The 22,499-nt window shown below is 44.8% G+C and carries 19 protein-coding genes; 8 read left to right on the top strand and 11 right to left on the bottom strand.

The window, feature by feature from the left end; translation table 11 throughout:
• Positions 1-72 precede the first annotated feature (72 nt).
• Together H8698_RS06240 and H8698_RS06235 are read left to right on the top strand one after the other, a co-directional pair.
• Positions 73-714: a single-stranded DNA-binding protein gene (locus H8698_RS06240; RefSeq protein WP_249311745.1), complete on the top strand. Its 642-nt coding sequence runs from the start codon at positions 73-75 to the stop codon at positions 712-714.
• A 94-nt stretch (positions 715-808) separates the two neighbouring features.
• Positions 809-1,483, top strand: a complete 675-nt coding sequence (locus tag H8698_RS06235) for a CPBP family glutamic-type intramembrane protease (RefSeq protein WP_249311744.1) — start codon at positions 809-811, stop codon at positions 1,481-1,483.
• 51 nt (positions 1,484-1,534) lie between these two features.
• On the opposite strand, the gene H8698_RS06230 is transcribed toward H8698_RS06235, so the two are convergent.
• The 6 genes from H8698_RS06230 to H8698_RS06205 form a co-directional block, all read right to left on the bottom strand.
• A complete protein-coding gene (locus H8698_RS06230; RefSeq protein ID WP_249311743.1) occupies positions 1,535-3,346 on the bottom strand; it encodes an L-fucose isomerase in 1,812 nt (603 codons plus the stop codon).
• A 66-nt stretch (positions 3,347-3,412) separates the two neighbouring features.
• Complete coding sequence (locus tag H8698_RS06225) at positions 3,413-4,336, bottom strand: stalk domain-containing protein (RefSeq protein WP_249311742.1); 924 nt, start codon at positions 4,334-4,336, stop codon at positions 3,413-3,415.
• Positions 4,337-4,452: 116 nt separating this feature from the next.
• Positions 4,453-5,310: an AraC family transcriptional regulator gene (locus H8698_RS06220; RefSeq protein ID WP_249311741.1), complete on the bottom strand. Its 858-nt coding sequence runs from the start codon at positions 5,308-5,310 to the stop codon at positions 4,453-4,455.
• A 290-nt stretch (positions 5,311-5,600) separates the two neighbouring features.
• Positions 5,601-7,205, bottom strand: a complete 1,605-nt coding sequence (locus H8698_RS06215; RefSeq protein WP_249311740.1) for an ABC transporter substrate-binding protein — start codon at positions 7,203-7,205, stop codon at positions 5,601-5,603.
• Positions 7,206-7,244: 39 nt separating this feature from the next.
• Positions 7,245-7,697: a hypothetical protein gene (locus tag H8698_RS06210; RefSeq protein WP_249311739.1), complete on the bottom strand. Its 453-nt coding sequence runs from the start codon at positions 7,695-7,697 to the stop codon at positions 7,245-7,247.
• Positions 7,698-7,714: 17 nt separating this feature from the next.
• Positions 7,715-9,418: a proline--tRNA ligase gene (locus H8698_RS06205; RefSeq protein ID WP_249311738.1), complete on the bottom strand. Its 1,704-nt coding sequence runs from the start codon at positions 9,416-9,418 to the stop codon at positions 7,715-7,717.
• A gap of 377 nt (positions 9,419-9,795) precedes the next feature.
• On the opposite strand from H8698_RS06205, the gene H8698_RS06200 reads away from it, so the two are divergent.
• On the top strand, positions 9,796-11,160 hold the full coding sequence (locus H8698_RS06200) for a citrate/2-methylcitrate synthase (RefSeq protein ID WP_249311737.1): 1,365 nt from the start codon (positions 9,796-9,798) through the stop codon (positions 11,158-11,160).
• Positions 11,161-11,267: 107 nt separating this feature from the next.
• On the opposite strand, the gene H8698_RS06195 is transcribed toward H8698_RS06200, so the two are convergent.
• On the bottom strand, positions 11,268-13,250 hold the full coding sequence (locus tag H8698_RS06195; protein WP_249311736.1) for a pyruvate formate lyase family protein: 1,983 nt from the start codon (positions 13,248-13,250) through the stop codon (positions 11,268-11,270).
• Positions 13,251-13,263: 13 nt separating this feature from the next.
• A complete protein-coding gene (locus H8698_RS06190) occupies positions 13,264-14,112 on the bottom strand; it encodes a glycyl-radical enzyme activating protein (RefSeq protein WP_249311735.1) in 849 nt (282 codons plus the stop codon).
• A gap of 98 nt (positions 14,113-14,210) precedes the next feature.
• On the opposite strand from H8698_RS06190, the gene H8698_RS06185 reads away from it, so the two are divergent.
• Both H8698_RS06185 and uvrB read left to right on the top strand, forming a co-directional pair.
• Positions 14,211-14,990 carry a helix-turn-helix domain-containing protein gene (locus H8698_RS06185; RefSeq protein WP_249311734.1) on the top strand — a complete coding sequence of 260 codons (780 nt, stop codon included), beginning with the start codon at positions 14,211-14,213 and terminating at the stop codon, positions 14,988-14,990.
• 25 nt (positions 14,991-15,015) lie between these two features.
• Positions 15,016-16,980 (top strand): excinuclease ABC subunit UvrB, encoded by a 1,965-nt coding sequence (gene uvrB, locus H8698_RS06180; protein ID WP_249311733.1) that lies wholly within the window; start codon positions 15,016-15,018, stop codon positions 16,978-16,980.
• A gap of 160 nt (positions 16,981-17,140) precedes the next feature.
• Here the strand turns inward: uvrB and fabG are convergent, their stop codons facing one another.
• From fabG to yqfC, 3 genes are read right to left on the bottom strand one after another with little or no spacing between them, the layout of a single operon-like run.
• Positions 17,141-17,878 carry a 3-oxoacyl-ACP reductase FabG gene (gene fabG / locus H8698_RS06175; RefSeq protein WP_249311732.1) on the bottom strand — a complete coding sequence of 246 codons (738 nt, stop codon included), beginning with the start codon at positions 17,876-17,878 and terminating at the stop codon, positions 17,141-17,143.
• A gap of 58 nt (positions 17,879-17,936) precedes the next feature.
• On the bottom strand, positions 17,937-19,181 hold the full coding sequence (gene yqfD / locus H8698_RS06170) for a sporulation protein YqfD (RefSeq protein WP_249311731.1): 1,245 nt from the start codon (positions 19,179-19,181) through the stop codon (positions 17,937-17,939).
• Positions 19,182-19,190: 9 nt separating this feature from the next.
• Positions 19,191-19,475, bottom strand: a complete 285-nt coding sequence (yqfC, locus tag H8698_RS06165; protein ID WP_177679069.1) for a sporulation protein YqfC — start codon at positions 19,473-19,475, stop codon at positions 19,191-19,193.
• 64 nt (positions 19,476-19,539) lie between these two features.
• Here yqfC and H8698_RS06160 point away from each other — a divergent pair, with 64 nt between their 5' ends.
• The 3 genes from H8698_RS06160 to H8698_RS06150 all read left to right on the top strand — a co-directional run bounded on the left by H8698_RS06160 (position 19,540) and on the right by H8698_RS06150 (position 22,496).
• Positions 19,540-20,592, top strand: a complete 1,053-nt coding sequence (locus H8698_RS06160) for a nucleoside recognition domain-containing protein (protein ID WP_249311730.1) — start codon at positions 19,540-19,542, stop codon at positions 20,590-20,592.
• Between the two features lie 80 nt (positions 20,593-20,672).
• The gene (gene mnmL / locus H8698_RS06155) at positions 20,673-21,623 is read left to right on the top strand and encodes a tRNA modification radical SAM protein MnmL/YtqA (protein WP_177679065.1); all 951 of its coding nucleotides are present in this window, start codon (positions 20,673-20,675) and stop codon (positions 21,621-21,623) included.
• A gap of 78 nt (positions 21,624-21,701) precedes the next feature.
• A complete protein-coding gene (locus H8698_RS06150) occupies positions 21,702-22,496 on the top strand; it encodes an endonuclease/exonuclease/phosphatase family protein (RefSeq protein WP_249311729.1) in 795 nt (264 codons plus the stop codon).
• The last annotated feature ends 3 nt before the right edge of the window (positions 22,497-22,499 follow it).

The following is a 22,499-nucleotide window of genomic DNA, read 5'->3' as shown; positions in this document are numbered from 1 at the left end:
ATTTTTTGTTCTAAATGAATCATCTGCCCATATAATGTACCGTACATCAATACTTGAAGGGAGAAATACGGTATGTTAAATTGCGCGGAGGATAATGAAGCAAGAATTGTGGGGTATGTGGCAAGTGATTTAGAATTCAGTCACGAGGTGCACACCGAGGGCTTTTACAGGTTTATCATAATGTCCGACAGGCTGTCGGAAAATAAAGATACAATCGTTGTTACCATTTCTGAACGGATTTTGGCAGATGTTGAAATACCGGCGGGGACAAAGGTGGAGGTTACCGGACAGTTTCGTTCTTACAATAATTACAGCGGGGAAGGCAGCAAGCTGATTTTAACCCTTTTTGCACGGGATTTGCGCATTTCGGACGACTGCGAAAAATGTGAAAACGAAATTTATTTAAACGGATACATATGTAAGCCGGTGGTCTACAGGGTTACACCGTTTGGCAGGGAAATTGCAGACATATTGGTTGCGGTTAACCGCGCCTATAATAAATCGGATTATATCCCCTGCATTGCCTGGGGCAGAAACGCAAAGTTTGTAAACACCCTTGCCGTTGGTGCAAATATCAAAATTTGGGGACGGATGCAGTCCCGTGAATATCAAAAACGGGTTTCTGAAGATGAAACCGTAACCAAAACAGCATATGAGGTTTCTGTCAGCAAATTAGAAGCGGTGAAAGATGTGGAAACACAAGAAGAACTTTAAAATTAAGCGTGCAGGTTTGCCTGCGCGCTTTTTGCCATTGACAAATAAACAATTTTAAGATAAAATGCTTTTAAAAATACGAAGGAGACGCTACATGGAAAACAGAAAAGGATTGGTCACACACGCGGCGTTATCTTTGTCCGTGTGTGTGTTATACGGTTTGTTGCTGCTGACGCCGCTAAACGGCTATGTTTATACTACATTGCTGAAAATCGCGCTGTTTTTGGCTGTACCGCTTATTTTTGGAAAGAAAAAGCATACGAATGTAAAAGGTTATCTCGGAACCGTGAAAAGCAAAAAAATGATGGCCCTATCCTTTGCAGTAGGTGCGGGTATAATTATAATTATTCTAACGGGATATTTTCTTTTAAGACAATTTTTTGACGACCAGATGATTTTAGGATCACTAAAAAATGAGGGCATTACAAAAAGCAATTTTCCTGCAGTGTTTTTAAATATCATTTTTGTAAACGCATTTTTTGAAGAATTTTTTTTCCGCGGGTTTGTGTTCCGTGGTGGTTTAAAGATTGGCACAAAGCAGTATGCATATCTGTTTTCTGCCGTTTTGTTTGCGCTTTATCATGTCACTATGATTATGAACTGGTTTACGCTGCCAATATTTTTCCTTTGCATGGCGGGCCTTTTTGCCGGTGGGCTGATATTTAACTATGTCACGGACAAATGCGGCAGCATTTTTGGTTCCTATATAATCCATGCCGCGGCAAACCTGGCAATTAATGCAATTGGTCTTTATATCTTTATGAAATAAAACAAAAAATAAGGGACGCCTGTTTTGGCGTCCCTTTTCAAATGCAAATAATTATCTGATATTTTTATACATCGGGCCATAGGCTGCGCAGGCTCTGTAGTCTGCACCTTCTTTGTCCATACCAAATGCATTCCAAGCGGTAGGACGGAAAATTTTGTCGCCCGGCACGTTGTGCATGCTAACCGGAATACGGAGCATGGAGCAAAGTGTGATAAGGTCTGCGCCAATATGTCCGTAAGAAATTGCACCGTGGTTCGCGCCCCAGTTGTTCATAACATCATAAGCTGTTTTAAATGGGCTGCCTTCTTTGCCGTCGCAGCGCGGAGCAAACCATGTGCACGGCCATGTGGGATTTGTGCGTTCCATAAGCGTGTCGGAAACTTCATCAGGAAGGTTAACTGTCCAGCCTTCTGCAATCTGAAGCATGGGTCCAAGGCCCTTTACCAGATTGAGTCGGATCATAGTAACAGGCATTTCCGCTCTTGTTGTAAAGTGAGAAGAGAAGCCGCCGCCACGGAAGTTATCAAAGCCTGCTTCACACCAAACGGTTGCGTCGGTCATCTTCTTAATATCTTCATCGGTAACTTCCCACCATTTTTTCATAATGGCGTTGCCGTTCTCGTCTGTGCATTCGCCGCAGGCGTCAAGGCAGGCAGCACCAGAGTTTAGCAGGTGGATAATGCCGCCGTTTTCTTTTGCATGTCCTTCCAAATCATAACCGGTAACGCGCTTTGTTGCTTCCGGAGACCAGAATGTACGAACATCGGCAAAAATCTGCGCACGGTTTGTGAGAAGTTTGCAGAACAACATTCCCAAACCATTTAACACATCGTTTTCGGTGGCTAAAATCATAGGTTCTTTTTTACCTTCAAAGTCAAAAGAAGAGTTTAAAACGGCTTCCGGATAGTCGCAGTTAGGCCAATGGTCTGTCCACTGGCGCTGTCCCTGGAATCCGGCACAAATTGCATTGTGGCCAACCATTTCTTCCTCAAAGCCTTCGGGAAGGTTCGGGTTGCCCTTCATCAAATCTTTGATGATGCAGTACATTTTAATGGTAAATTCCCACTGCTTGTCTTTTTCTTCGCGGCTAAATTTTACAAAATCCGGGTTGTCATCCCGGCCTTCTTTACAATTTTCACGTGTCCAGGCCAGGGCTTTTTCATACTCTTCTTTATTGTAAATGCCCTCTTCCATGCGGCGGAGAATTTCTACCTCGTCAACTGACTCCACACGAAGACCTAAATATTCTTCCATAAACGCCTGATCCATAATGGAACCGCCGATACCCATACAAACGGAACCAATTTGCAGATAGGATTTACCGCGCATTGTAGCAGCAGCCACTGCGGCACGGCCAAATCTGAGAAGCTTTTCTTTTACGTCTTCGGGAATGTTTGTAACATCATCCCTGTCCTGCACTTCATGGCCGTAAATGCCGAATGCAGGAAGGCCTTTTTGCGCGTGGGTTGCAAGAACAGAAGCAAGATAAACCGCACCCGGCCGTTCAGTGCCGTTAAAGCCCCAAACGCCTTTAATCGTCATGGGATCCATATCCATGGTTTCAGATCCATAGCACCAGCAAGCAGCAACGGTTAATGTAATATCAACCCCGGCCTTGCGGAATTTTTCTGCGCAAGCAGCAGATTCAGGGGCGCGGCCGATGGTAGAATCAGCTACAATAACCTTAACGGGCTCGCCGTTTGAATAACAAAGATTTTCTTCAAAAAGTTTTTTTGCGGCCATGGCAAGCGCCATTGTCTGGTCTTCAAGGCTTTCGCGCAGCTTCATGGGGCCGCGTCTGCCGTCGATTGCCGGACGTATTCCGATTACCGGATAACCGCCGATTAATTCGCTTTTAGACATAAATACTACCTCCGTTGTTTTATTAATGAATATATTGGTTGTCCATAAAAACCTGATGTAAATATATTAGTCGTCGATCAAAACGGTTCTGGTTGCCGGGTCCCAATCGACGCTGGCGCCCAAAGATTCCGAAATTGCACGTACTGGCACCATGGTTCTGTCTCCTACAATCTGCGCGGGAACATCAATTTCAATGTCTGCGCCGTTTTTCTTAATGATATTCGTGTCGACCACCAAAGAGATGTTAATATCGTCCCGGCGCGCCGTAACCGTTCTTGTTGTGGGCTCCCAGTCAACAACCGCGCCCAACGCCTCAAAGATTGCACGCAGGGGAACCAGCGTTCTGTCGTTCACAATTACCGGAGGCTGGTCGAATGTTAAAAGCGATCTGTTAACGCTCACCATAATTTCTTCCGGAGCAGGAAGAGAGCCGTCAAACGGAATATCATGTTCTTTGGAAAAGGTTTCGGCGTAAGAGCCGGGAATGCCGACAATTGTTAAATCGAAACAGTTATAAAACGCGTCGCTGCTGATATAATAAACGCTTCCAGGCACGGTAATGGTTTTTAAAGCTTCGCAGCCCACAAAAGCGCCGCCTTCCACCCGTGTTATACGGTCTGACAACACAATGCTTTCTAATCCCTCGCAGGATAAAAATGCGCTGGAGCCAATTGTGGTCATAGAAGAAGGAAATTCAACCGTTTTCAATTTACGAAACGCGGTAAACGCGCCTTCCGCAAGCGACGTAATCCCGTCGCCGATTACTATGGTGTCAATATTGTTTCTTTCTTCATACCAGGGAATGTCCGTAAGATATTCATACGTCAAGGTCATATCGCCGCTGCCCTCTAAATAGAGCACGGAACCGTCAACCTTCCAGGTTATATTGCCGCCCAGCACATTGTCGGCTGCAAAAGCTGAAAATGCGCAGGTAAGCAGACAAACTGCTAAAAACAGACTAAAAAATGAATGAACCTTCTTTTTCATCATTTTATTTACAATCCTTTCTTATGTAACACAAAGTCAATAAATCACATCGTAATTATTATACTATAATCCAGCGCAAAAGTCAATGTAGATATGTAAGAAGAATATAGAAATTTTCTCTATTCCTTAGGCATTACGGCGTGGAGTTCTTTCATATATTGTTTTGGCGTTTTGCCCGTCATATTTTTAAAAACACGTGAAAAATGTGTCGGGGAATCAAAGCCGTTGGTAAACGCAATTTCGGTAACATTGTTTAACCCATTCAGCATCATTCTTCTGGCTCTGGTAATTCTAACGGTGTTCACATAGGTGACAAAGGAGGCGCCTAAATAGTCCTTAAACTGTCTGGAAAGCTGATATTTGTCTATATCAAAGGTTGATGAAATCATATCCAATGTGATTTTGCTGTGGCAGTTGTTGTTGATAAAATGCGCAATGGAAGTAAATTTTTTGGCAATGTCATCATCAATTTTAACAATTTCTTCGCCTACGCCCTTTTTGTTGATGAGCAGAATCAACTCGCAGAGCTTCAGTTTTAAGTGATAGTCCTTATAAAAATTGTCGTATAAATAAATCTGGAGAATGTCTTCAAAATATTTACGGATTTTTTCCCGCGTTTCATTGTCAAATTCAAACACATGGGTTTCCATATTGAAAATGCTGAACAGGGAATCGTCCGGCAGCATGTCGGAAATAAATTCTTTCTTAAAATTAATTAAAATCCTGCGTTTGGTAAGGGATCCGATTCCGGTGGCCTTATGCGCAAGATAGGGCGGAAGCAGCGCCACGTTGTTCTGGTTCAGCTCATACTTCCTGTCGCCGATGCACATCAGCCGTTTGTCGTGGGTCATATACATGATTTCATAGTGGTTGTGATGATGGTAAAACATCATGTTGACCTCGCCGTCGTAAATTTGCTCTTCAACGGCAAACAAGCTGGTAGTATCTTCCAGCAAATCCTCGGTAAAAATTTCCAAGGGAAAACACCTCCTGCGCAATAAATATTACTTTTACCTTAGTATATCAGGACAAAAACCATTTGTCAACACAAGATTTGTATAAAAATAATGTTGAAAAACGCAAGAAATGTATTGCACGCAAGTTGTTTTTAGTGTAAAATACAAGTAAAGAATCAATAAAGATTGTGTTTTAAGGGATTTGTCCGCCTCTCTCTCGTTCCCTGATATATTATATACCATTATACAAATACGGATAAGTCCCTTTTTACTAAAACAAAAATTCCCCAAACAATTGTTTGGGGAATTTTTTAATCTGTAATTGACCAGGTATGAACGCTTTTGTATGGATTTAGGGTTAAAATGTTTTCTGCTTTAATCCGTTCATCACACAGCAAAACCTCATTTTTAAAATAAAGCCCGGCCACAGGCCGCTGGGCGCTGTAAAGGCTTAAAATTTGTGAATAGTTTTCTTTTTGGGTCATAGAATCTGTTGCATTTTGTGCGTCTTTTATTTCGTCTGACAGTGCGCTGTCTGTCTGGCTCAGCTTTGAAAGCGTTAAAATGTCGTCAAAATCAAAGTTGGGCAAAAGTTCTGATTCACCAAGAAACAACTCATAATCACCCGATGAAATTTTTGATTGATAGGCTGCATAGGGCAGGGAACGAATTTTTATGTTAATTCCCAGTGCGGACAGGCTTTTTCGAACACTTTCGGCAATCAGCGTTTTTGTGGGACTGTCAGCGCTCACAAGCAGTTCAAATGATAGCTCATATTTTTTCGACAAAACCGTTTTATCCAAAATTCCGTTGCTGTCTGTATCAGCCCAGCCCTCGGCCGCAAGCAGCCCGCCTGCCCCGGATTGATTAATGCCGTAGAGGTCGGTATCCGAACTGTAGAGATAGTCTCCGGGGTGAACGGGCAGGGACGAAATAACGGCGTTTACGTTTCCGGCGGATAAAATGTCCTCCCGGTGAATGGCGGCAGAAACGGCGCTGCGCACCTTGGGTGTGTTGGCTTCCTTTTCTTTTGTGTTCATGCCCAAAAAAACAAACCTGCAGCCGTTGTAGGTTTTATAATTTAGCTTTTTTCTGGGGGTGTAGGTTTCAATGTCTGCCGCATATCCGGTAAGCATGTCAATTCTGCTGTTTTCCAGCATGCTGACTGCCGTTTCGCGGTCAGCGGCCATGTGAATGACAACAGTTTCAATATACGGCAAGGTGCCGCTGTGATGGCTGCGGTTCACTTTGAGCCGTATCTCCTTGTTTAACTGATATTCTGAAAGCTGATAGATGCCGCTGCCGGGAATTACGGAGCTCAAAACGTCGTTATTTTCACTTTTTGCGTGTTCCTCTTTACCGCCTTTGGGCATAATGGGAAAGTCCAGCAGCACGTTTAAATTTGCTGTGGGTTTTTTTAAATAAATTTCTACACGGTTTCCCTTCGCCGCCGCTCCTTTAATCATAGTAAGCCGGTTTTTATAATACCCGTTTGACGCAATAATTGTGTTAATTGATGCGGCTACATCATTAGCTGTAAGCGTTTCGCCGTTGGAAAACTGAACTCCGCTGCGGATTTGTACCGTATAGGTCAAACCGTCTGGAGACACAGAAGCATTTTCCGCAAGGTTTGCAGCAGCGGAAAAGTCCGACTGGGCGGTGTATAAACTGTCGTACATGAAAGATAGGACCTCGGCGTTGTGTTTCACCGAGGTCGTAAGCGGATTTAACGTGTCGGTATTATAAATGCACAGGTCTAAAATGTCGTTGTCTACCCAAGCCTCCGCTTTTGCCGCGGCTTCGGTTGAGTTTCTGCCCTCGCCGGCCCCTGTTCCTGCGCTGTTATTTTGCGCGCAGGAACAGGCAAGCGGCACGGCAAGAAGCAGGACACAAATTGCTGTGACAATCCGTTTCAAAGCTTCACCTTCACCTTTCCAAATCCAAATAACGCGCCGTTATTGCGCATTAGCATAATCTTCATACCGCGGCGGGTTACATTCCGGGCACTGCCAGAATCCCACCATTTTGATGTATTCCCACGAAACTTCATTTGTTTCTTTTCCCTCTAACAGCTTGCAGTTTTCTAAATGATAGGTCAGCTTGTCCACGTTAGACTCTGCGTTCTGAATCATAAACACCTTCGGCGCATTTTCTTCTTTTACCACTTCTTTGTTTTCTGAAACAGCGGGAAGGTCGTTTTCCTGAACGCTGTCGCCGGGTGCTGTATTATTGCTGTTGTCCGGGGCAGCAGATGCAGACGGGCTGCTTTCGGGTGAAGTTGACGCAGCCGCAGACTGGCTGGGCGCAGCGCTGCTTTGACTGTTATTATCTTTTTTGGCACAGCCGCAGGCGGAAAAAAGCCCAACTGCAAGCAAGAGTGTTATTGATAAAAATACAATTTTTTTCATTGCTTTACTCCTTTTTATTATAATAAGTTTTCCTTAATATATGCGATTGTTTTGGAAACTGCTTCGTCTGCGCTTACATCTTCAGCATCGCCGCCGCTTCTGAATTTAAACTCGCAAATTCCGTCAGCCGCTTTTTTGCCTACAGTAATTCTCACCGGAATTCCAATTAAATCTGCATCTTTAAATTTCACGCCGGCACGTTCCTGGCGATCGTCAATTAAAACTTCAATGCTGTTTTCTTTTAACTGTTCATAGATTTCTTCCGCAAGCTTTGCCTGGGTTTCGTCTTTTACATTCACCGGAACCACGATAGCCTGATAAGGTGCAATGGCCAGCGGCCACACAATGCCGTTTTCGTCGCTGAGCTGTTCAATGGCAGCTGCAATGGTGCGGCTCACGCCAATGCCGTAACAGCCCATGATAATGGTCTGCGGTGTGCCGTTTTCATCTAAGTATGTGCAGTCTAACGCATCCGTATATTTTGTGCCTAATTTAAAGATATGGCCCACTTCAATGCCCTGTGTGGTAACAATAGGCTTTCCGCATTTCGGACAGGGATCACCGGGCTCAATGGTGCGCACGTCAGTAACCTCGGCTTCAAAATCCTCTGTATTTACATTAATATAATGATAGTCCGTTTCATTTGCGCCAACAATAAAGTTAGACATAAACGAAACTTCTTTGTCCATCACGACAGGAATTTTAAGCCCGATGGGGCCTGCAAACCCAACGTCAGCGCCGGTTACCTCACAAACAACGTTTGGTGCGGCAAGCTCTAAGTCATCGCAGCTAACACCTAAATGGTTTGCAAGCTTCACTTCGTTCACTTCACGGTCGCCGCGAACCATTACGGCAACTGTTTTTCCGCCGCCGGAATAAATTAAGGTTTTAACAAATTTTGAGCTGTCTGTGTTCAAAAAGTTCACAAGCTCATCAATGGTTTTTACGTTAGGGGTATGAATCTTTTCGCGGGGAAGTGCGCTTTCCTTTTCTAACTCAACCGCAATGCATTCCGCCTTTTCAACATTTGCCGCATACTGGCATGCAGGACAATGACAAATGGTGTCTTCACCCACTTCAGATTTTACCATAAATTCCTGCGAGCCGGAACCGCCCATGGCGCCGGAGTCTGCATCAACAACGATATAGTCAAGTCCCAAACGGTCGAAAATCTTGCAGTAAGCGTGATACATCTTGTCGTAGGATTCGTCCAACCCCTCCCAAGTGCGGTCAAAGCTATAAGCGTCTTTCATCACAAATTCCCGGGAACGGATAATGCCAAAACGAGGACGGCTTTCGTCCCTGTATTTATTTTGAATCTGATATAGGGTAACAGGAAGCTGACGGTAGGATTTTAAGCAGGATTTCACCGTGTCTGTAAAAATTTCTTCATGGGTGGGGCCTAAGCAAAAGTCGCGGCTGTTGCGGTCTTTTAAACGAAACATATTGGCGCCGAACACGTCCCACCGTCCTGAAGCCTGATAGGATTCCGCCGGAAGCAGGGCAGACATTAAAAGCTCCTGGGCGCCGGCGCTGTCCATCTCTTCGCGAACAATATTTTCAACTTTTCTAAGCACACGGTAACCCAGCGGCAGATAGGAATATACCCCGGCCGCAAGCTTTCTGATAATTCCCGCCCGAAGCATCAGCTGATGGCTGATGGTTTCCGCCTCGGCAGGAACCTCCCGGAGCGTGCTTAAAAACAATTCTGACATTCTCATAAACTAACATAGCCTTTCTGCCCACTTAAAATGAATGTTTGCTGCGCTGCCATACGCGGGCATATGACAACAACTTCTCTTGTATCTTTTCAAATAGTTACTTAATATAATAATATGAAACGTAAAGCCTGTCAACCGTTTTTAAGAAAATTTGGCGAAAAAAATTTTGGCACTGTACTGCTGGATTTTCACAAAAATGAAATAAACAAAAATGAAAATTGCAAAAATTAGTGCTTGAACCGAGAAAATAAAAGAACAATCTGTCTAAAATGAAATGAAACATATAAAACAAAACAAAATCTATTGACTTTATTATAAAAATAAGGTATAATATTCCGCAGAAGCTTAGAGAAAAATTATGCAAAGCAGGTGAAGCCATGGAAGGCGAAAACAAGGAATATTTAAAAAGCGCGCTGGAGCAGTGGTGCAGTGTGATTGAACAGAACACACAAATTGAACCCGGCTACTATGACAATTATAAGGTGAAACGCGGCCTGAGAAACAGCGACGGCACAGGTGTTTTGGCAGGTCTCACCAATGTGGGCCAGGTGCACGGCTACATCATGTATGAGGACGAAATGATTCCTGATGACGGAAAGCTCAGCTACCGCGGTGTTGACGTCACTGACATTGTAATGGCCTGCGAAAAAGAAAACCGGTTTGGTTATGAGGAGGTTTGTTACCTTCTGTTGTTCGGAAAACTGCCTACGCAAAAGGAGCTGGACGATTTTAAAGCGTTGGTCGGCGCAATGCGCCCGCTTCCCTTTGGTTTCCGCGAAGACATGATTATGAAAACCCCCAGTAATGACATTATGAACAAGCTTGCAAGGTCTGTTCTCTCCATGTATTCCTACGACAACAACCCAGACTCCACCGATTTATATAACATCATCCGTCAGTCCATTCTGCTGTTTTCCAGAGTTCCCACCATGGTGGCCTATGCCTATCAGGCAAAGGCTCATTACTTTGACGGTAAAAGTCTGTATATCCACAACCCCCAGCCGGAGCTTTCCATGGCGGAAAACTTCCTATATATGATCCGGCCGGACAATCAATATACCGATTTGGAAGCAAAGGTTTTAGACTTGGCCATGATTCTGCACGCAGAGCATGGCGGCGGCAACAATTCGGCCTTTACGACCCGGGTGGTTTCTTCAACTGGCTCGGATACGTATTCGGCCATTGCCGCGGCGATTGGTTCGCTGAAGGGTCCAAAACACGGCGGTGCAAACCGCAAGGTTATGGCAATGATTGAAGACTTTAAGGCCAATGTAGACGATATGAACGACCGCGACGCTGTGGCAAACCACATTGCAAAGCTGTTGGACAAAGACGGATTTGACCATTCCGGCCTGATTTACGGTATGGGCCATGCCATTTACACAAAGTCTGACCCCAGAACCGTTCAGCTGAAGAAAAAAGCGGAGGAACTTGCAGACGTTACGGGAAACATGAAGGAATTTAAGCTCTACAGCCTGATTGAAGAGCTCACCCCGGAGATTTTTGCGGAGAAAAAAGGGAAAAAGCACATGTGCGCCAACGTGGATTTGTATTCTGGCTTTGTTTACAAGTGCTTAAACATTCCACCGGAGCTTTACACTCCCATGTTTGCAATCTCGAGAATGGCGGGTTGGTGCGCCCATAGAATTGAAGAAGTGATGTATGGCGGCAGAATTATCCGCCCGGCATATAAAAGCGTTTGCGGAGCGGGAGATTATGTTCCCATTAAAGATCGAGCATAACGAAGAGCTTTGCCGTTCTTTTGATCATAAAAAGGAATTCGATAAAAACGTGATAGATAAGGGGTGCGGCAAATTTTGCCGCACCCCTTTTTGTTTAGTAGAAAACGTTAACTGCCATATTCTGTGCGCCGAATAATATGGTTTTGATAGCTTAAATCCAGCTCGTTAAAATAACCGCTCCAGCCCCAGACGCGCACAATTAGGTTCGGATAGTTCTCCGGGTGCTTTTGGGCGTCGAGCAGACGTTCCCTGTTGATGGAATTAAGCTGCAGCTGGTGGCCGCCCAAAAGGATATAGCTTTTCACAAGCATTGCAACCTTTTTGATGCCAACGTCATTTCTTAAAACGGTGTCGTGTATTTCAATGGTCAGCGGCCCGCCGTTCACAATATTGCATAAAGGATACTTGGTAAAGGACTGCATTACCGACAGAACACCCGCCGTTTTCGCATCCAGCGCGGGGGAAAAACTTGAAGAATAGGCCTCTTTCGCCTTCCTGCCGTCAGCGGTGGCGGGACACTTTTCCCCTTTCCAGATATATTCCATTGCACTTCCTGTGCCTGCCCTCCAAACTCCGCCGTGTCCATTTTTCTTGTTGTTTAAGTGATTGGAGAAACAGTCCATTAAGTCACAGGCAATGCTGTCGACATAGTCGTCGTTGTTTCCCATTTTAGGGCTATTTCTAAGTTGATTACGAAGCTCGTCATGGCCACGAAAATTATTTGCCAATGCGTTTAAAAGCTCCGATTTTTCAATCGTCTTCTCGTCAAAAACATTCTTTTTCACCGCAGCCAAAGCGTCGGCGGCATTAGCAATTCCGGCGCCATGACAGCCAAAATTATGATATTTTGCCCCGCCGTCATACATATCAGCAAGACATTCGATACAGCCGTCGATAAAAATGGACAGAAGCGGACGCTTAACAACTTTTTGTTCCCGGCGTGAATGAATTAACATGCCACATTCAATCTCAATCTCTTTTTTTACACAGTCCATCAGTTCATCAAAATGTTTACACTCTGTCAGCTTTGCAACAACTGCCCGATTCACAACGGCCGGAAAGTCCATTGTTTGAATGTTTGGAACATCGGCCCCGCAATTCGGTATAATAAATTCCCAACACGCGGCTACCACATAGTTTACAGCGTCTTCATGCTCATATCCCAGCTTTAAAAGGCCGGGAATGACAACGTCGTCGTTGCAGTATTGCGGAAACCCTAACCCCTGCTTGGTGAGCAAGGTGGCAAACTCAAAAATTTCGTCCGGCGTGTTTTTGCCAACCCGTAAATTAATTTTTGGGTCAATCAGATTTAATTCTAAAGAGGCTTGCATACACATTTGCGACAATTCGTTAAATTGGCTGTTTCCAGCCTTATCAAAGCCGCCCAGCACCAGGCTTTGTCCGTTGTCCCCCTGCTGCACGCCGGAGTAAAGGTCAGTATCCCGGTTTATCGCAATGAAAAAAGATTCTAAGGTTTCAAAAATCTCATTATCCTGCACACCGCAAGCTTTGTCATGCAGATAAAACGGATACATATATTGGTCAAAACGCCCCAGGCCTAAGTGGTCGACAAAAGAAATCCGCAAGAAATAAATGCAGATTTTTAGAAACACACAGGCCTCATAAAACGATTCTGCCCCTTTGTGAGGAACCTTTTTTAAAGCGCCATACAGCTTTAAATTGCCGCTTGCTTTGGCAGCTGTTTTGTATTGACTGCAAAATTCCAGACACAAATGAATACATTTTGCCATGTTTTTGCCGTAGGCTTTTTTCTCCGCATCTGTAGTTTTGGCAACCGCTTTTCCAATTTGGTCTAAAACCGCATCAAAGCCCTGGGAGATAATGCGGTAATAATTCGGCGTAACATTGCCGCCATAGGGTGGGATGGTCAAATCAGTGCTTCTGTTAAAACCAAATTCGTCGTTTTCCAAGAAAGAAGGCTTTTCAAGTGCTACGATTTTCTGAAAATTATTGATAAAGTTTTCCGACTTTTTAATGTCGTCAAACATGGCGTCCTCAATATGTTTCCGCTTTGTTTGATAAGCTTTGCTGTTCAGCTGTTTTAATTGAAGTTCAATTTTTTCAGTCATACAATCGCTCCGTTCACATAATTTTTGTGCGTATTCCAAACGACCAAAACAAATCCTGGCGGGGTTGGGGCGGCGCAGCTTCGTCAAAGCCTGGCGCATAGTTTCTTTGAAGCATTTTATACTTTCCGCCGGCCATTTTGTTGTATGGTAGCAGCTCGGCGTAAGAAACATGGTTATCGTTTAAAATCTGCGCAAGCTGTGTCAGATTGCGCGTTGAATCAGTTACACCGGGAATGAGCGGAATTCTCACAACATAAGGTACGCCGCTTTTTGCAAGTGCCGAAAGATTCCGTAAAATCGGCCGGTTCGAAACGCCGGTATATTTGATATGCATGGCATCGTCGGCCAGCTTTAAATCGAACAAAAAATAATCTGTTATATTTAATGCATTGCAAAAGGTATTTGCGTCGCAATAGCCGCTTGTTTGAATTGCCGTATGCAGTTTGTTTTTCAGCTTCATAATACATTCAAAAAGGAATTTACTTTGCAGAAACGGCTCGCCTCCGGAAAAGGTGACCCCGCCGCCGGCATTTAAAATCCGTTTGTTTTTTAACAGCGTTTCACACAGTTGACCACTGCTGACGGTTTCACCGCACACCCGAATTAAATTGATTGGACAATTTTTTATGCTTTCCTCAGTAAAAGAAATGCTGCCATCTTCTTTTTGCACGCTTGTTTGCAAACAGGCTCCGCACCCAATGCACCCGTTTGGACTTTTAATCATTTCGCTTTCCTTAAGCTGTCCCTCGGGGTTGTGGCACCAGCTGCACCGCAGCGGACACCCCTTTAAAAACACCGTTGAACGGATTCCTGGCCCATCGTAAACAGAAAATTCTTCAATGGAAAATATTGTTCCTGTCATTTGCTCACCCCACATATTTCATTATATCAGCGCAGGTTGACAAAGCAAGCAATATGTTATATAATTATAGACAGAATTTAAGATTTGGAAGGGTAAATATGATTCAGCACCAGACATCAAATTCCTGCGGAAACTATAACTATAATGCCTTTTTATATTCAGATATTTCCTATAGCGCACATTTTCACAAAAATTATGAGTTAATTTACGTTCTTAAGGGCACGGTGGAGTTGTCTGTAAACGGAAAGCCTGATGTGCTAAAGCCTGGTGAAATGATTCTTATTTCTCCCTATGCCGTACATTCTTTTGCTGTGGACGGGAAATCTAAAATTTGGGTTGGCGTGTTTTCGGAAGATTTTGTTTTGAGCTTTTCAAAAGCCAACAGTCAAATCAGCTATTCAAAATTTAAATGCGGTTTGAAGCAGGAAGCCTTTTTAAAAGAACATCTGTTTTTTCAGGGACAGCCGGAGTTATATTTGGCCAAATCCTGCCTTTATCTGGTGTGCAGTGAATGTTTAAAACATGCCGTTGCTTTTGACATGAAATCATCCGATGAGTTTCGGAACCGGGTAATTGCATTTATATCAGAAAATTTAAGCGACGAAATAACCCTAGGTAGTACGGCTGCGGCTTTGGGCTATGAATATCACTACTTTTCAGCCTTGTTTCACCGCTGTTTTAACATGCATTTTAAAGAGTTTATTAATATGTTCCGCTTTGAATTTGCCTGTGAAATGCTGTTGCACACCAAGGCCGACATCGCATTTTTAGCAGTGGAGTGCGGGTTTCAGAGCATTCGGAATTTTAACAGAATATTTAAAAAATTTAGTGGACATACCCCCACGGAATATAGAAAACAATTGCAATCAGAAGATTAAATTTATAGGAAAGGTGTGAAATTTTGTGGATTTTAAAATACATTCCGACTACCGGCCCACAGGCGACCAACCTGAGGCAATCAATAAACTGACCGACGGAATTTTGCGCGGCGAAAGGGAACAAACGTTATTGGGCGTTACCGGTTCGGGAAAAACCTTTACCGTGGCAAACGTCATTGAAAAGGTGCAAAAGCCTACGTTGGTGCTGGCCCACAACAAAACCCTTGCAGCCCAGCTCTGCAGTGAGTTTAAGGCATTTTTTCCCGAGAACGCCGTTGAGTTTTTTGTTTCCTATTACGACTACTACCAGCCGGAGGCATATATTCCCCATACCGATACCTACATTGAAAAGGACTCAGCGGTGAATGAAGAAATTGACAAGCTGCGCCACAGTGCTACTGCGGCGCTTTTCGAGCGGCGCGACGTTATCATTGTTGCCAGCGTGTCGTGTATATACGGCTTAGGCGACCCAATCGACTACAACGAGCTTGTGATTTCCCTGCGTCCGGGCATGGTTCGCGACAGGGACAGCATATTAAAAAAATTAGTTGAAATTCAGTATGAACGAAACGATATTAACTTTGTCCGCGGGAAGTTCCGCGTGCGGGGGGATGTTTTAGAGGTGTTCCCCGCAGAGAGCAGCGACAGCGCCATTCGGATTGAGTTTTTCGGCGACGAAATTGACCGCATTACTGAGATTGACGTTGTGACGGGTGAAATTAAGGGCACTAGAAACCATGTGGCAATTTATCCCGCGTCCCACTATGTTACTACAAAAGAAAAAATGGAAAAAGCCATCGGCACCATTGAAGCAGAGCTTGCGGAGCGTGTGAAGTATTTTAAAGAAAATGATATGCTGCTCGAGGCCCAGAGAATTGAACAAAGAACCACTTATGACATTGAAATGATGCGGGAAATTGGCTTTTGCCAGGGCATTGAAAACTATTCGCGCCACATCAGCGGAAGGGAGCCGGGCTCGGCGCCGTTTACCTTAATGGACTATTTTCCGAAAGATTTTCTTTTGGTCATTGACGAATCGCATGTTACGGTTCCTCAGGTGCGGGCAATGTTCAACGGCGACCAGGCGAGAAAGCAATCCCTTGTGGATTATGGGTTTCGCCTGCCCTCGGCCTTTGACAACCGCCCTTTAAACTTCAACGAATTTGAAGGAAAAATTAACCAGGTACTTTATGTCAGTGCCACGCCAGCCGACTACGAGCGCAGCCGCTCTGTGCAGATTGCAGAACAAATTATCCGTCCCACAGGTTTGCTTGACCCGGAGATTATAGTGCGTCCCGTTAAAGGGCAGGTGGATGATTTAGTTGGTGAAATTCACAGCCAAACGGAAAAGGGAAACCGCGTTTTAGTTACCACTTTAACGAAAAAAATGGCCGAGGATTTAACCGACTATCTGCGTGAGATGGACATTAAAGTGAAATACCTCCATTCCGACGTGAAAACCATTGAGCGCATGGAAATTGTGAAGGACTTAAGGGAAGGCCTGTTTGACGTGCTGGTGGGAATTAACCTGTTAAGGGAGGGGTTAGACATTCCTGAGGTTTCATTGGTTGCCATTTTAGACGCGGACAAGGAAGGCTTTTTGCGATCGGAAACATCGCTTATTCAGACGATTGGCCGCGCAGCAAGAAACGCAGACGGCAAAGTAATTATGTATGCCGACGCAATTACGAACTCAATGGAGCGCGCCATTACTGAAACCAACAGGCGGCGGAAAAAACAGCAGGAATATAACGAACAGCACAACATTACGCCCCAGTCGATAAAGAAAAACATCAGAGGCGTAATTTCCGCTTTGGGAGAGGCACCGGACGAAACCATTGCAGACGTTAAAATTTCCAAGAAAATGGACATTCATTTGCAGATTGAAATTTTAACCGAACAAATGAAACTTGCGGCCTCAGAACTGCGGTTTGAAGACGCGGCCTCAATCCGCGACAGGATTAAGCTTTTGCAGAACAAGAAAAAATAAAGAAAAAAAGAAAGATGCAGCATACACCACAGGAATTGGTTTTACTGCATCTTTTGTTCACTCCCTGACCGGGAGAACGAAAATTATTATACTGGATTTTATTTTAAATTTCAAGATATTTTTATGAAAATTTTGTCACATTTTTGTGACGTGTTTTTCGTTACATTATAAACCCGCCGTTTGGGCTTAACACCTGCCCGGTGATGAAGGGCGCAAGGGAATCAGACGCTAAAAAAAAGATTGACTTTGCCACATCAAGTGCAGTGCCGATTATTCCCAGAGGCGTTTCTTCTTTTAAACACTCTAAATCCTCCGGTAAAAGATTACTGTTCATATCTGTATCAATTACGCCCGGGGCAACGCAGTTTACGCGGATATTTGATGGCGCAAGCTCCTTTGCCAGCGCTTTGGAAGCGCCGATAACTGCCGCCTTTGCAGCGGAATAGTGTACCTCGCAGGACGCGCCGCAAATGCCCCAAATGGAGGAAACGTTTACAATTGCCCCCTGTTTTTCGTGCACCATCAGCGGCACAACAGAAGCTGTGGTGTTAAACATGCCGCCTACATTTACCGCAAACATACGGTTCCATTCTTCAAACGTAACGTCGGTAAACAGCGATTGCTTCGCAACCCCTGCGTTGTTCACCAAAACGCCGATGCCGTTGAAACAAGACGCGGCCCTTTCAACCATTTCAGCGGCCTGGCTGGGGTCAGCCACATCCGCTTGCAGTAAGACGCCTTTTCGTCCCAAAGACGTTACCTGCTGCAGCACATTTTTTGCAGATTTTTCTTCTTTTAAAAAGTTAATGCCAACGTCAAACCCGTTTTGTGCAAAATAAACTGCGGCTGCTGCGCCAATTCCGCGGGAAGCGCCTGTAATTAACACTGTTTTTTTCATTCCGTTTCTCCTGCGTTAAAAGATTTATAATTTATTATATCAAACAAATTGGGTTATTTCAAGCCTGGGGCGGTAAAGCTTCTCCGTTTTCGCCCTCTTCCGGTGCAGGCGCTTCAATTTCACCTTTTACTTTTACGGCAATGTCCTCTTTATATTCGGCCTTTACCGTCACCTCCACGGTGGTATCGTTAATAGCCCGGTACGAGTCGGAAACGGAAAGCAGCTCTGAGTCCGGCAGGGTTTCGTCATCAATCTGGTTTTTCAAAATTTGTGCGCCCTGGGCTGCTATGCTTTCTTCCGTGTGCAGTTCTTCAGAAAGCGTTACCTCTTTAAATTCCCGTGATATCAGCGTGGCACCCAAATAGTTTCCAAAAACAGAGAGCTCATGTTTGTTTTCTGTTATGTCGCTGTTTTCATAGGGCGGGTTGCCGGAATGGAACAGGTGGATTTCCCTGCCGAAAATTTTCAGCGTATACTGCTTTTTTTTGTTACCCGTTTGGGTGCGGATGGTAGAAATACGCGAAAACTGCTGTGTTTTTTCATACCATACCCGGGCATAAATCTGTGCGTCAGACTGCACGTATCGAATTTCAGACTTTAAAGAGCTTGGAATTTTACCCGTTACCAGCACCGTGTCCTTTAAAACTGTGTCGCCGATGGAAACCACCGGGATGCCGCCCCGTACGATTAATGAGTCAATTACCGCGTCTTTTGCAGCTATGATGTTGCAGTAGTCGTCGGGATTAAAAATTTCCGGTACGGGAACCCGCTCTCTGACGTCTACAATAATTTTTGAACCGTGCTTGTCAACCCACAGCCAGGAAAGGGCAGGAATTTTTAACATGGTTTTATTTTTTAAGGTGCGCTGGTCTATTTTCGATTTTAAAACACCGCATTTTAAACCTTCTTCTTCTAAAACCGCTAAAATGTCGGCGGCTTTCACCGTTTCGTTTCCGCGCACTTCAATGTCCCACACAAACTGGTTGGCCATAACCACGAACAGGATAAATATAAATATACCGGCCAGCATAATTTTTCGGCGGCGGTATTGCTGAAGGATAAAGGGGAAACCGTGCCGGGCATTGATTTTTACATTCACACCTGTGTTATATGCAATTTTCGGAAGCTTTTTAAATGCACGCACAGAAATTTTGCACCGTATGGTTCTGCCCGAAATTCGTGTGATGTCCCACAGGAGAATGTTTTGAGCGGTGCAGACATTTAAAAAACGTTCCGTAAAGTTTCCGGTAACTGTGATAACCAGATACCCCCTGAAATAAGAAAATAAAGCCGGGATAAACATGGCGACCTCCTATGCAAACTCAATCGCGGTGATAATGCCTTTGACGCTGATTTCGTCATCGGTTATAATGGTAATGTTTAAATTCTTGCCGTTAATATTGATAAACTTATCTTTGCAGGCAAGTTTAATTGCTGTTTCTTCATATTCTAAAACGGTTTTATAATTTTCAATTCGAATTTCCGTGTTGTCGCAAACCGTGATTCGCGGAATGTCAAACACTACGTCTTCCGGAATATCAAAACGGCCTACGATTTTTTTAGAAATCGATTCGCTCTTTTTTTTTCGCCTTTTCATATCACGTTCACCTCATGTAATACTTATGCGGCAGGCTTCATAATAATTACATGAGGTGAGCAGGATGAAAGCAAAACATATTGTCATTTATATACTGTCTGCGGCAGGTTTGGCGCTTGTGGTCTGCGGCGCAGGCACGTCTATGGAGGCGGCAAAAAGCGCACTGGTTCTTTGCGCTCAAACGGTTATTCCCTCGCTGTTTCCCTTTTTTGTTATATCCTCTTTCATGGTGAACACGGGGTTTGTCAGCTGTGCAGGAAAAATAGCGGCACCTATCTCCAGACGGCTTTTTAAGGTCAGCGGCAGCGGAGCAGTGGTATTTGTAATGGGAATTTTATGCGGTTATCCCACAGGGGCAAAAATGGTTTCAGAACTGTACGAAAACAAGGAAATCAGCCGAAATGAGGCAATGCGCCTGCTTCCGTTTTGCAACAATTCCGGCCCGCTGTTCGTTATCGGCGCAGTGGGAGCAGGGATGTTGGGAAGCACCCGCTTAGGGGTTACCCTCTATGCGGTGCATGTGGTTTCAGCTGTTTTAACCGGAATTTTCTTTTCCTTTTTTTCTAAACAAAGCGACGGGCATCAGACCAGCACGGTTATGGCAATTCATCTTGGCCGTGCGTTTTCCGACGCCGTTTGCCGCGCTGTGCAGACCATGTTAAATGTATGCGGCTTTATCGTGTTTTTTTCCGTCCTGCGGGAATTTTTAACCCCCTTCATTTTTAAACTGCTTGGCTCCGGTGCGCTGGGCCTCACCGTTTCCGGAATGGCAGAGGTGACCCTGGGCGCACAGGACATTTGCGTAAGCGGCCAGGCGCTTCCTTTCACAATGATTTTGCTGTCCGGCATTATTGGATTCGGCGGCGTTTGCGTACTGCTCCAGGTTTGCGGCGTGGTATCCCAGGCTGGGCTGGGCATTAAAACCTATGCTGTAGGCAAGATTTTTCAAATGCTTGTTTCCATGGTAATTACAGCATGTGTGGTGAGCTCGTGGAAAACCCAGGCGGCCTTTGCAAGTATCTCTTCGCTTCCGCACCGTTATTTGGAGGTTGCGCCCTACATGTTAGTCGCTTTTTTCTTTGCCTGCGCGTATGCTGCCGCACGAAAGAAAAATTGACAGAACAGGCGCTTTTGTGATATATTTATTACGAATTTGAAAGAAACCGATAGTTGTTTTTGCAGGAGGGAAGCGCATTAATGATACAGACAGAGCCGAATAAAAGCCCTTTTCCATTTTCTGTGGACAACAAGCGCTACCACACCTTAAGCTACCATTTTCAGAAGACCTTTGGCTGCCGCGTAGAAAAAGCGGTGGTTGACGCAGGCTTTACCTGCCCGAATATTGACGGAACCTGCGGAACAGGTGGATGCAGCTTTTGCTTAAACGGCTCGGGCGGCTTTGCACAATCGGGTGTGTTTTCTGTTACCCAGCAGCTTCAAATGGAAGCGGACCGAATTTATAAAAAACGGAATGGTGCAAAGCTGATTGCCTATTTTCAGTCCCATTCCAACACCTATGGGGACTTAGATATGCTCAAAAAAATTTATAACGAGGCGCTGTCATTTCCCAATGTTGTTGGCCTTAGCATCGGCACCCGGCCGGACTGCATTGACGAAGAAAACGCCGGGCTTATAGCGGATTTTTCTAAAAAGGCGTATGTTACGGTAGAGCTGGGACTGCAAACCATTCATGACGAAACGGCAAAACGGTTTAACCGCGGCTATGGGTTCTGCGAATTTCTGCGGGCCTTTCGTTTGCTGAAAGAAAAAAATATTCGCGTGTGCGTGCACATTATTAACGGGCTATATGGAGAAACGCAGGAAGATATGGTAAAGACTGCGTTTGTTTTAGGGAAATTACGGCCTGATGCGGTAAAAATTCATTTGCTTCACATATTAAAGGGCACAAAGGCCCAGCAGCAGTTTGAAGCGGGAGAGCTAACTCCGATGAAAAAAGACCGGTATATCGACACGGTTTGCCGTCAACTTGCATATCTTCCGCCGGAATGTGTAATTGAGCGGCTTACGGGCGACGGCATTAAGGACAAGCTCATCGCGCCGCGCTGGAGCTTGGACAAAATTTCAGTTCTGGCGGGGATAGACAGGGAGCTTTGCTTAAGGGGCGCGGTTCAGGGGGAATTTTTCTAAGAATTAACCTTGACGCAAAGGCATTTTTATAGTATGATAATACTATTGTGGATATACAAAATATGGGAGATGTTTTTTATGATAAAACCCCTAAAAATTGTTACCTTTAACCTGCGGTGCGCCTGGTCAGAGGACGGCGTAAACAGCTTTGTTCACCGGGCAGGTCTGATTTGGGAAAAAATGCGCGCGGAAGCGCCTGACGTCGTGGCCTTTCAGGAGGTTATGCCGAAATCACTGGCAATTTTAAAGCTTCTGATGCCGGATTACGAATTTTTCGGTCAGGGAAGGAACGCAGATTTTGGCGGAGAGGGCCTTTATACGGCAGTGAAACAATCTGCCGTTTCTGCGGTTGGCTTTGAAACCTTTTGGATTGGTCCAAAGCCTTACGAATCGGAGTCGCGGTTTGAAGACCAAAGCATCTGCCCGCGGATTTGCGTTGCCGCGCTGTTGCGCCATAACGCAACCGGACAGCTTTTCCGCGTTTATAACATCCATTTGGACCATCAGGGAAGCGGCGCGCGAAAGCAGGGCATCCGGTGCGTTTTAGAACGCATTGCACAGGACAGACAAAAGGGCAGTGCGCCTGTTGTGCTATTGGGCGATTTTAATGACACGCCGGAAAGTGAAACAATCCGGCTCTGTGCATCAGGCAAAAGTGTAAAGCTTTCAGATGTTACAAGCAAAATAACATGCACGTTTCACAATTTTGGACGGGACAACAGTGGTTTTGAGAAAATTGACTATATTTTTCTTTCCGAAGAACTGCTGGGCAATGTTATAAGCACATCGGCATGGGAAGACAAGGTAAATGGGATTTACCTTTCCGACCACTATCCGGTTTGCGCTGAACTAAAATTAACTACGAATGAATAAACG

Origin of the sequence: Congzhengia minquanensis, from assembly GCF_014384785.1 — a bacterium.
Classification (GTDB): domain Bacteria; phylum Bacillota; class Clostridia; order UBA1381; family UBA9506; genus Congzhengia; species Congzhengia minquanensis.
The sequence above is the reverse complement of the archived record's forward strand: the minus strand, read 5'-3'. Positions and strand labels throughout refer to the sequence as shown.

Coding starts and splice junctions, on each gene's coding strand:
- H8698_RS06200 (WP_249311737.1), top strand. CDS start 9,796: ATGGAAGGCGAAAACAAGGAATATTTAAAAAGCGCGCTGGAGCAGTGG.
- H8698_RS06235 (WP_249311744.1), top strand. CDS start 809: ATGGAAAACAGAAAAGGATTGGTCACACACGCGGCGTTATCTTTGTCC.
- H8698_RS06240 (WP_249311745.1), top strand. CDS start 73: ATGTTAAATTGCGCGGAGGATAATGAAGCAAGAATTGTGGGGTATGTG.
- H8698_RS06185 (WP_249311734.1), top strand. CDS start 14,211: ATGATTCAGCACCAGACATCAAATTCCTGCGGAAACTATAACTATAAT.
- H8698_RS06150 (WP_249311729.1), top strand. CDS start 21,702: ATGATAAAACCCCTAAAAATTGTTACCTTTAACCTGCGGTGCGCCTGG.
- H8698_RS06210 (WP_249311739.1), bottom strand. CDS start 7,697: ATGAAAAAAATTGTATTTTTATCAATAACACTCTTGCTTGCAGTTGGG.
- yqfD (WP_249311731.1), bottom strand. CDS start 19,181: ATGTTTATCCCGGCTTTATTTTCTTATTTCAGGGGGTATCTGGTTATC.
- H8698_RS06230 (WP_249311743.1), bottom strand. CDS start 3,346: ATGTCTAAAAGCGAATTAATCGGCGGTTATCCGGTAATCGGAATACGT.
- H8698_RS06190 (WP_249311735.1), bottom strand. CDS start 14,112: ATGACAGGAACAATATTTTCCATTGAAGAATTTTCTGTTTACGATGGG.
- H8698_RS06205 (WP_249311738.1), bottom strand. CDS start 9,418: ATGAGAATGTCAGAATTGTTTTTAAGCACGCTCCGGGAGGTTCCTGCC.
- H8698_RS06195 (WP_249311736.1), bottom strand. CDS start 13,250: ATGACTGAAAAAATTGAACTTCAATTAAAACAGCTGAACAGCAAAGCT.
- H8698_RS06225 (WP_249311742.1), bottom strand. CDS start 4,336: ATGATGAAAAAGAAGGTTCATTCATTTTTTAGTCTGTTTTTAGCAGTT.
- yqfC (WP_177679069.1), bottom strand. CDS start 19,475: ATGAAAAGGCGAAAAAAAAAGAGCGAATCGATTTCTAAAAAAATCGTA.
- fabG (WP_249311732.1), bottom strand. CDS start 17,878: ATGAAAAAAACAGTGTTAATTACAGGCGCTTCCCGCGGAATTGGCGCA.
- H8698_RS06160 (WP_249311730.1), top strand. CDS start 19,540: ATGAAAGCAAAACATATTGTCATTTATATACTGTCTGCGGCAGGTTTG.
- mnmL (WP_177679065.1), top strand. CDS start 20,673: ATGATACAGACAGAGCCGAATAAAAGCCCTTTTCCATTTTCTGTGGAC.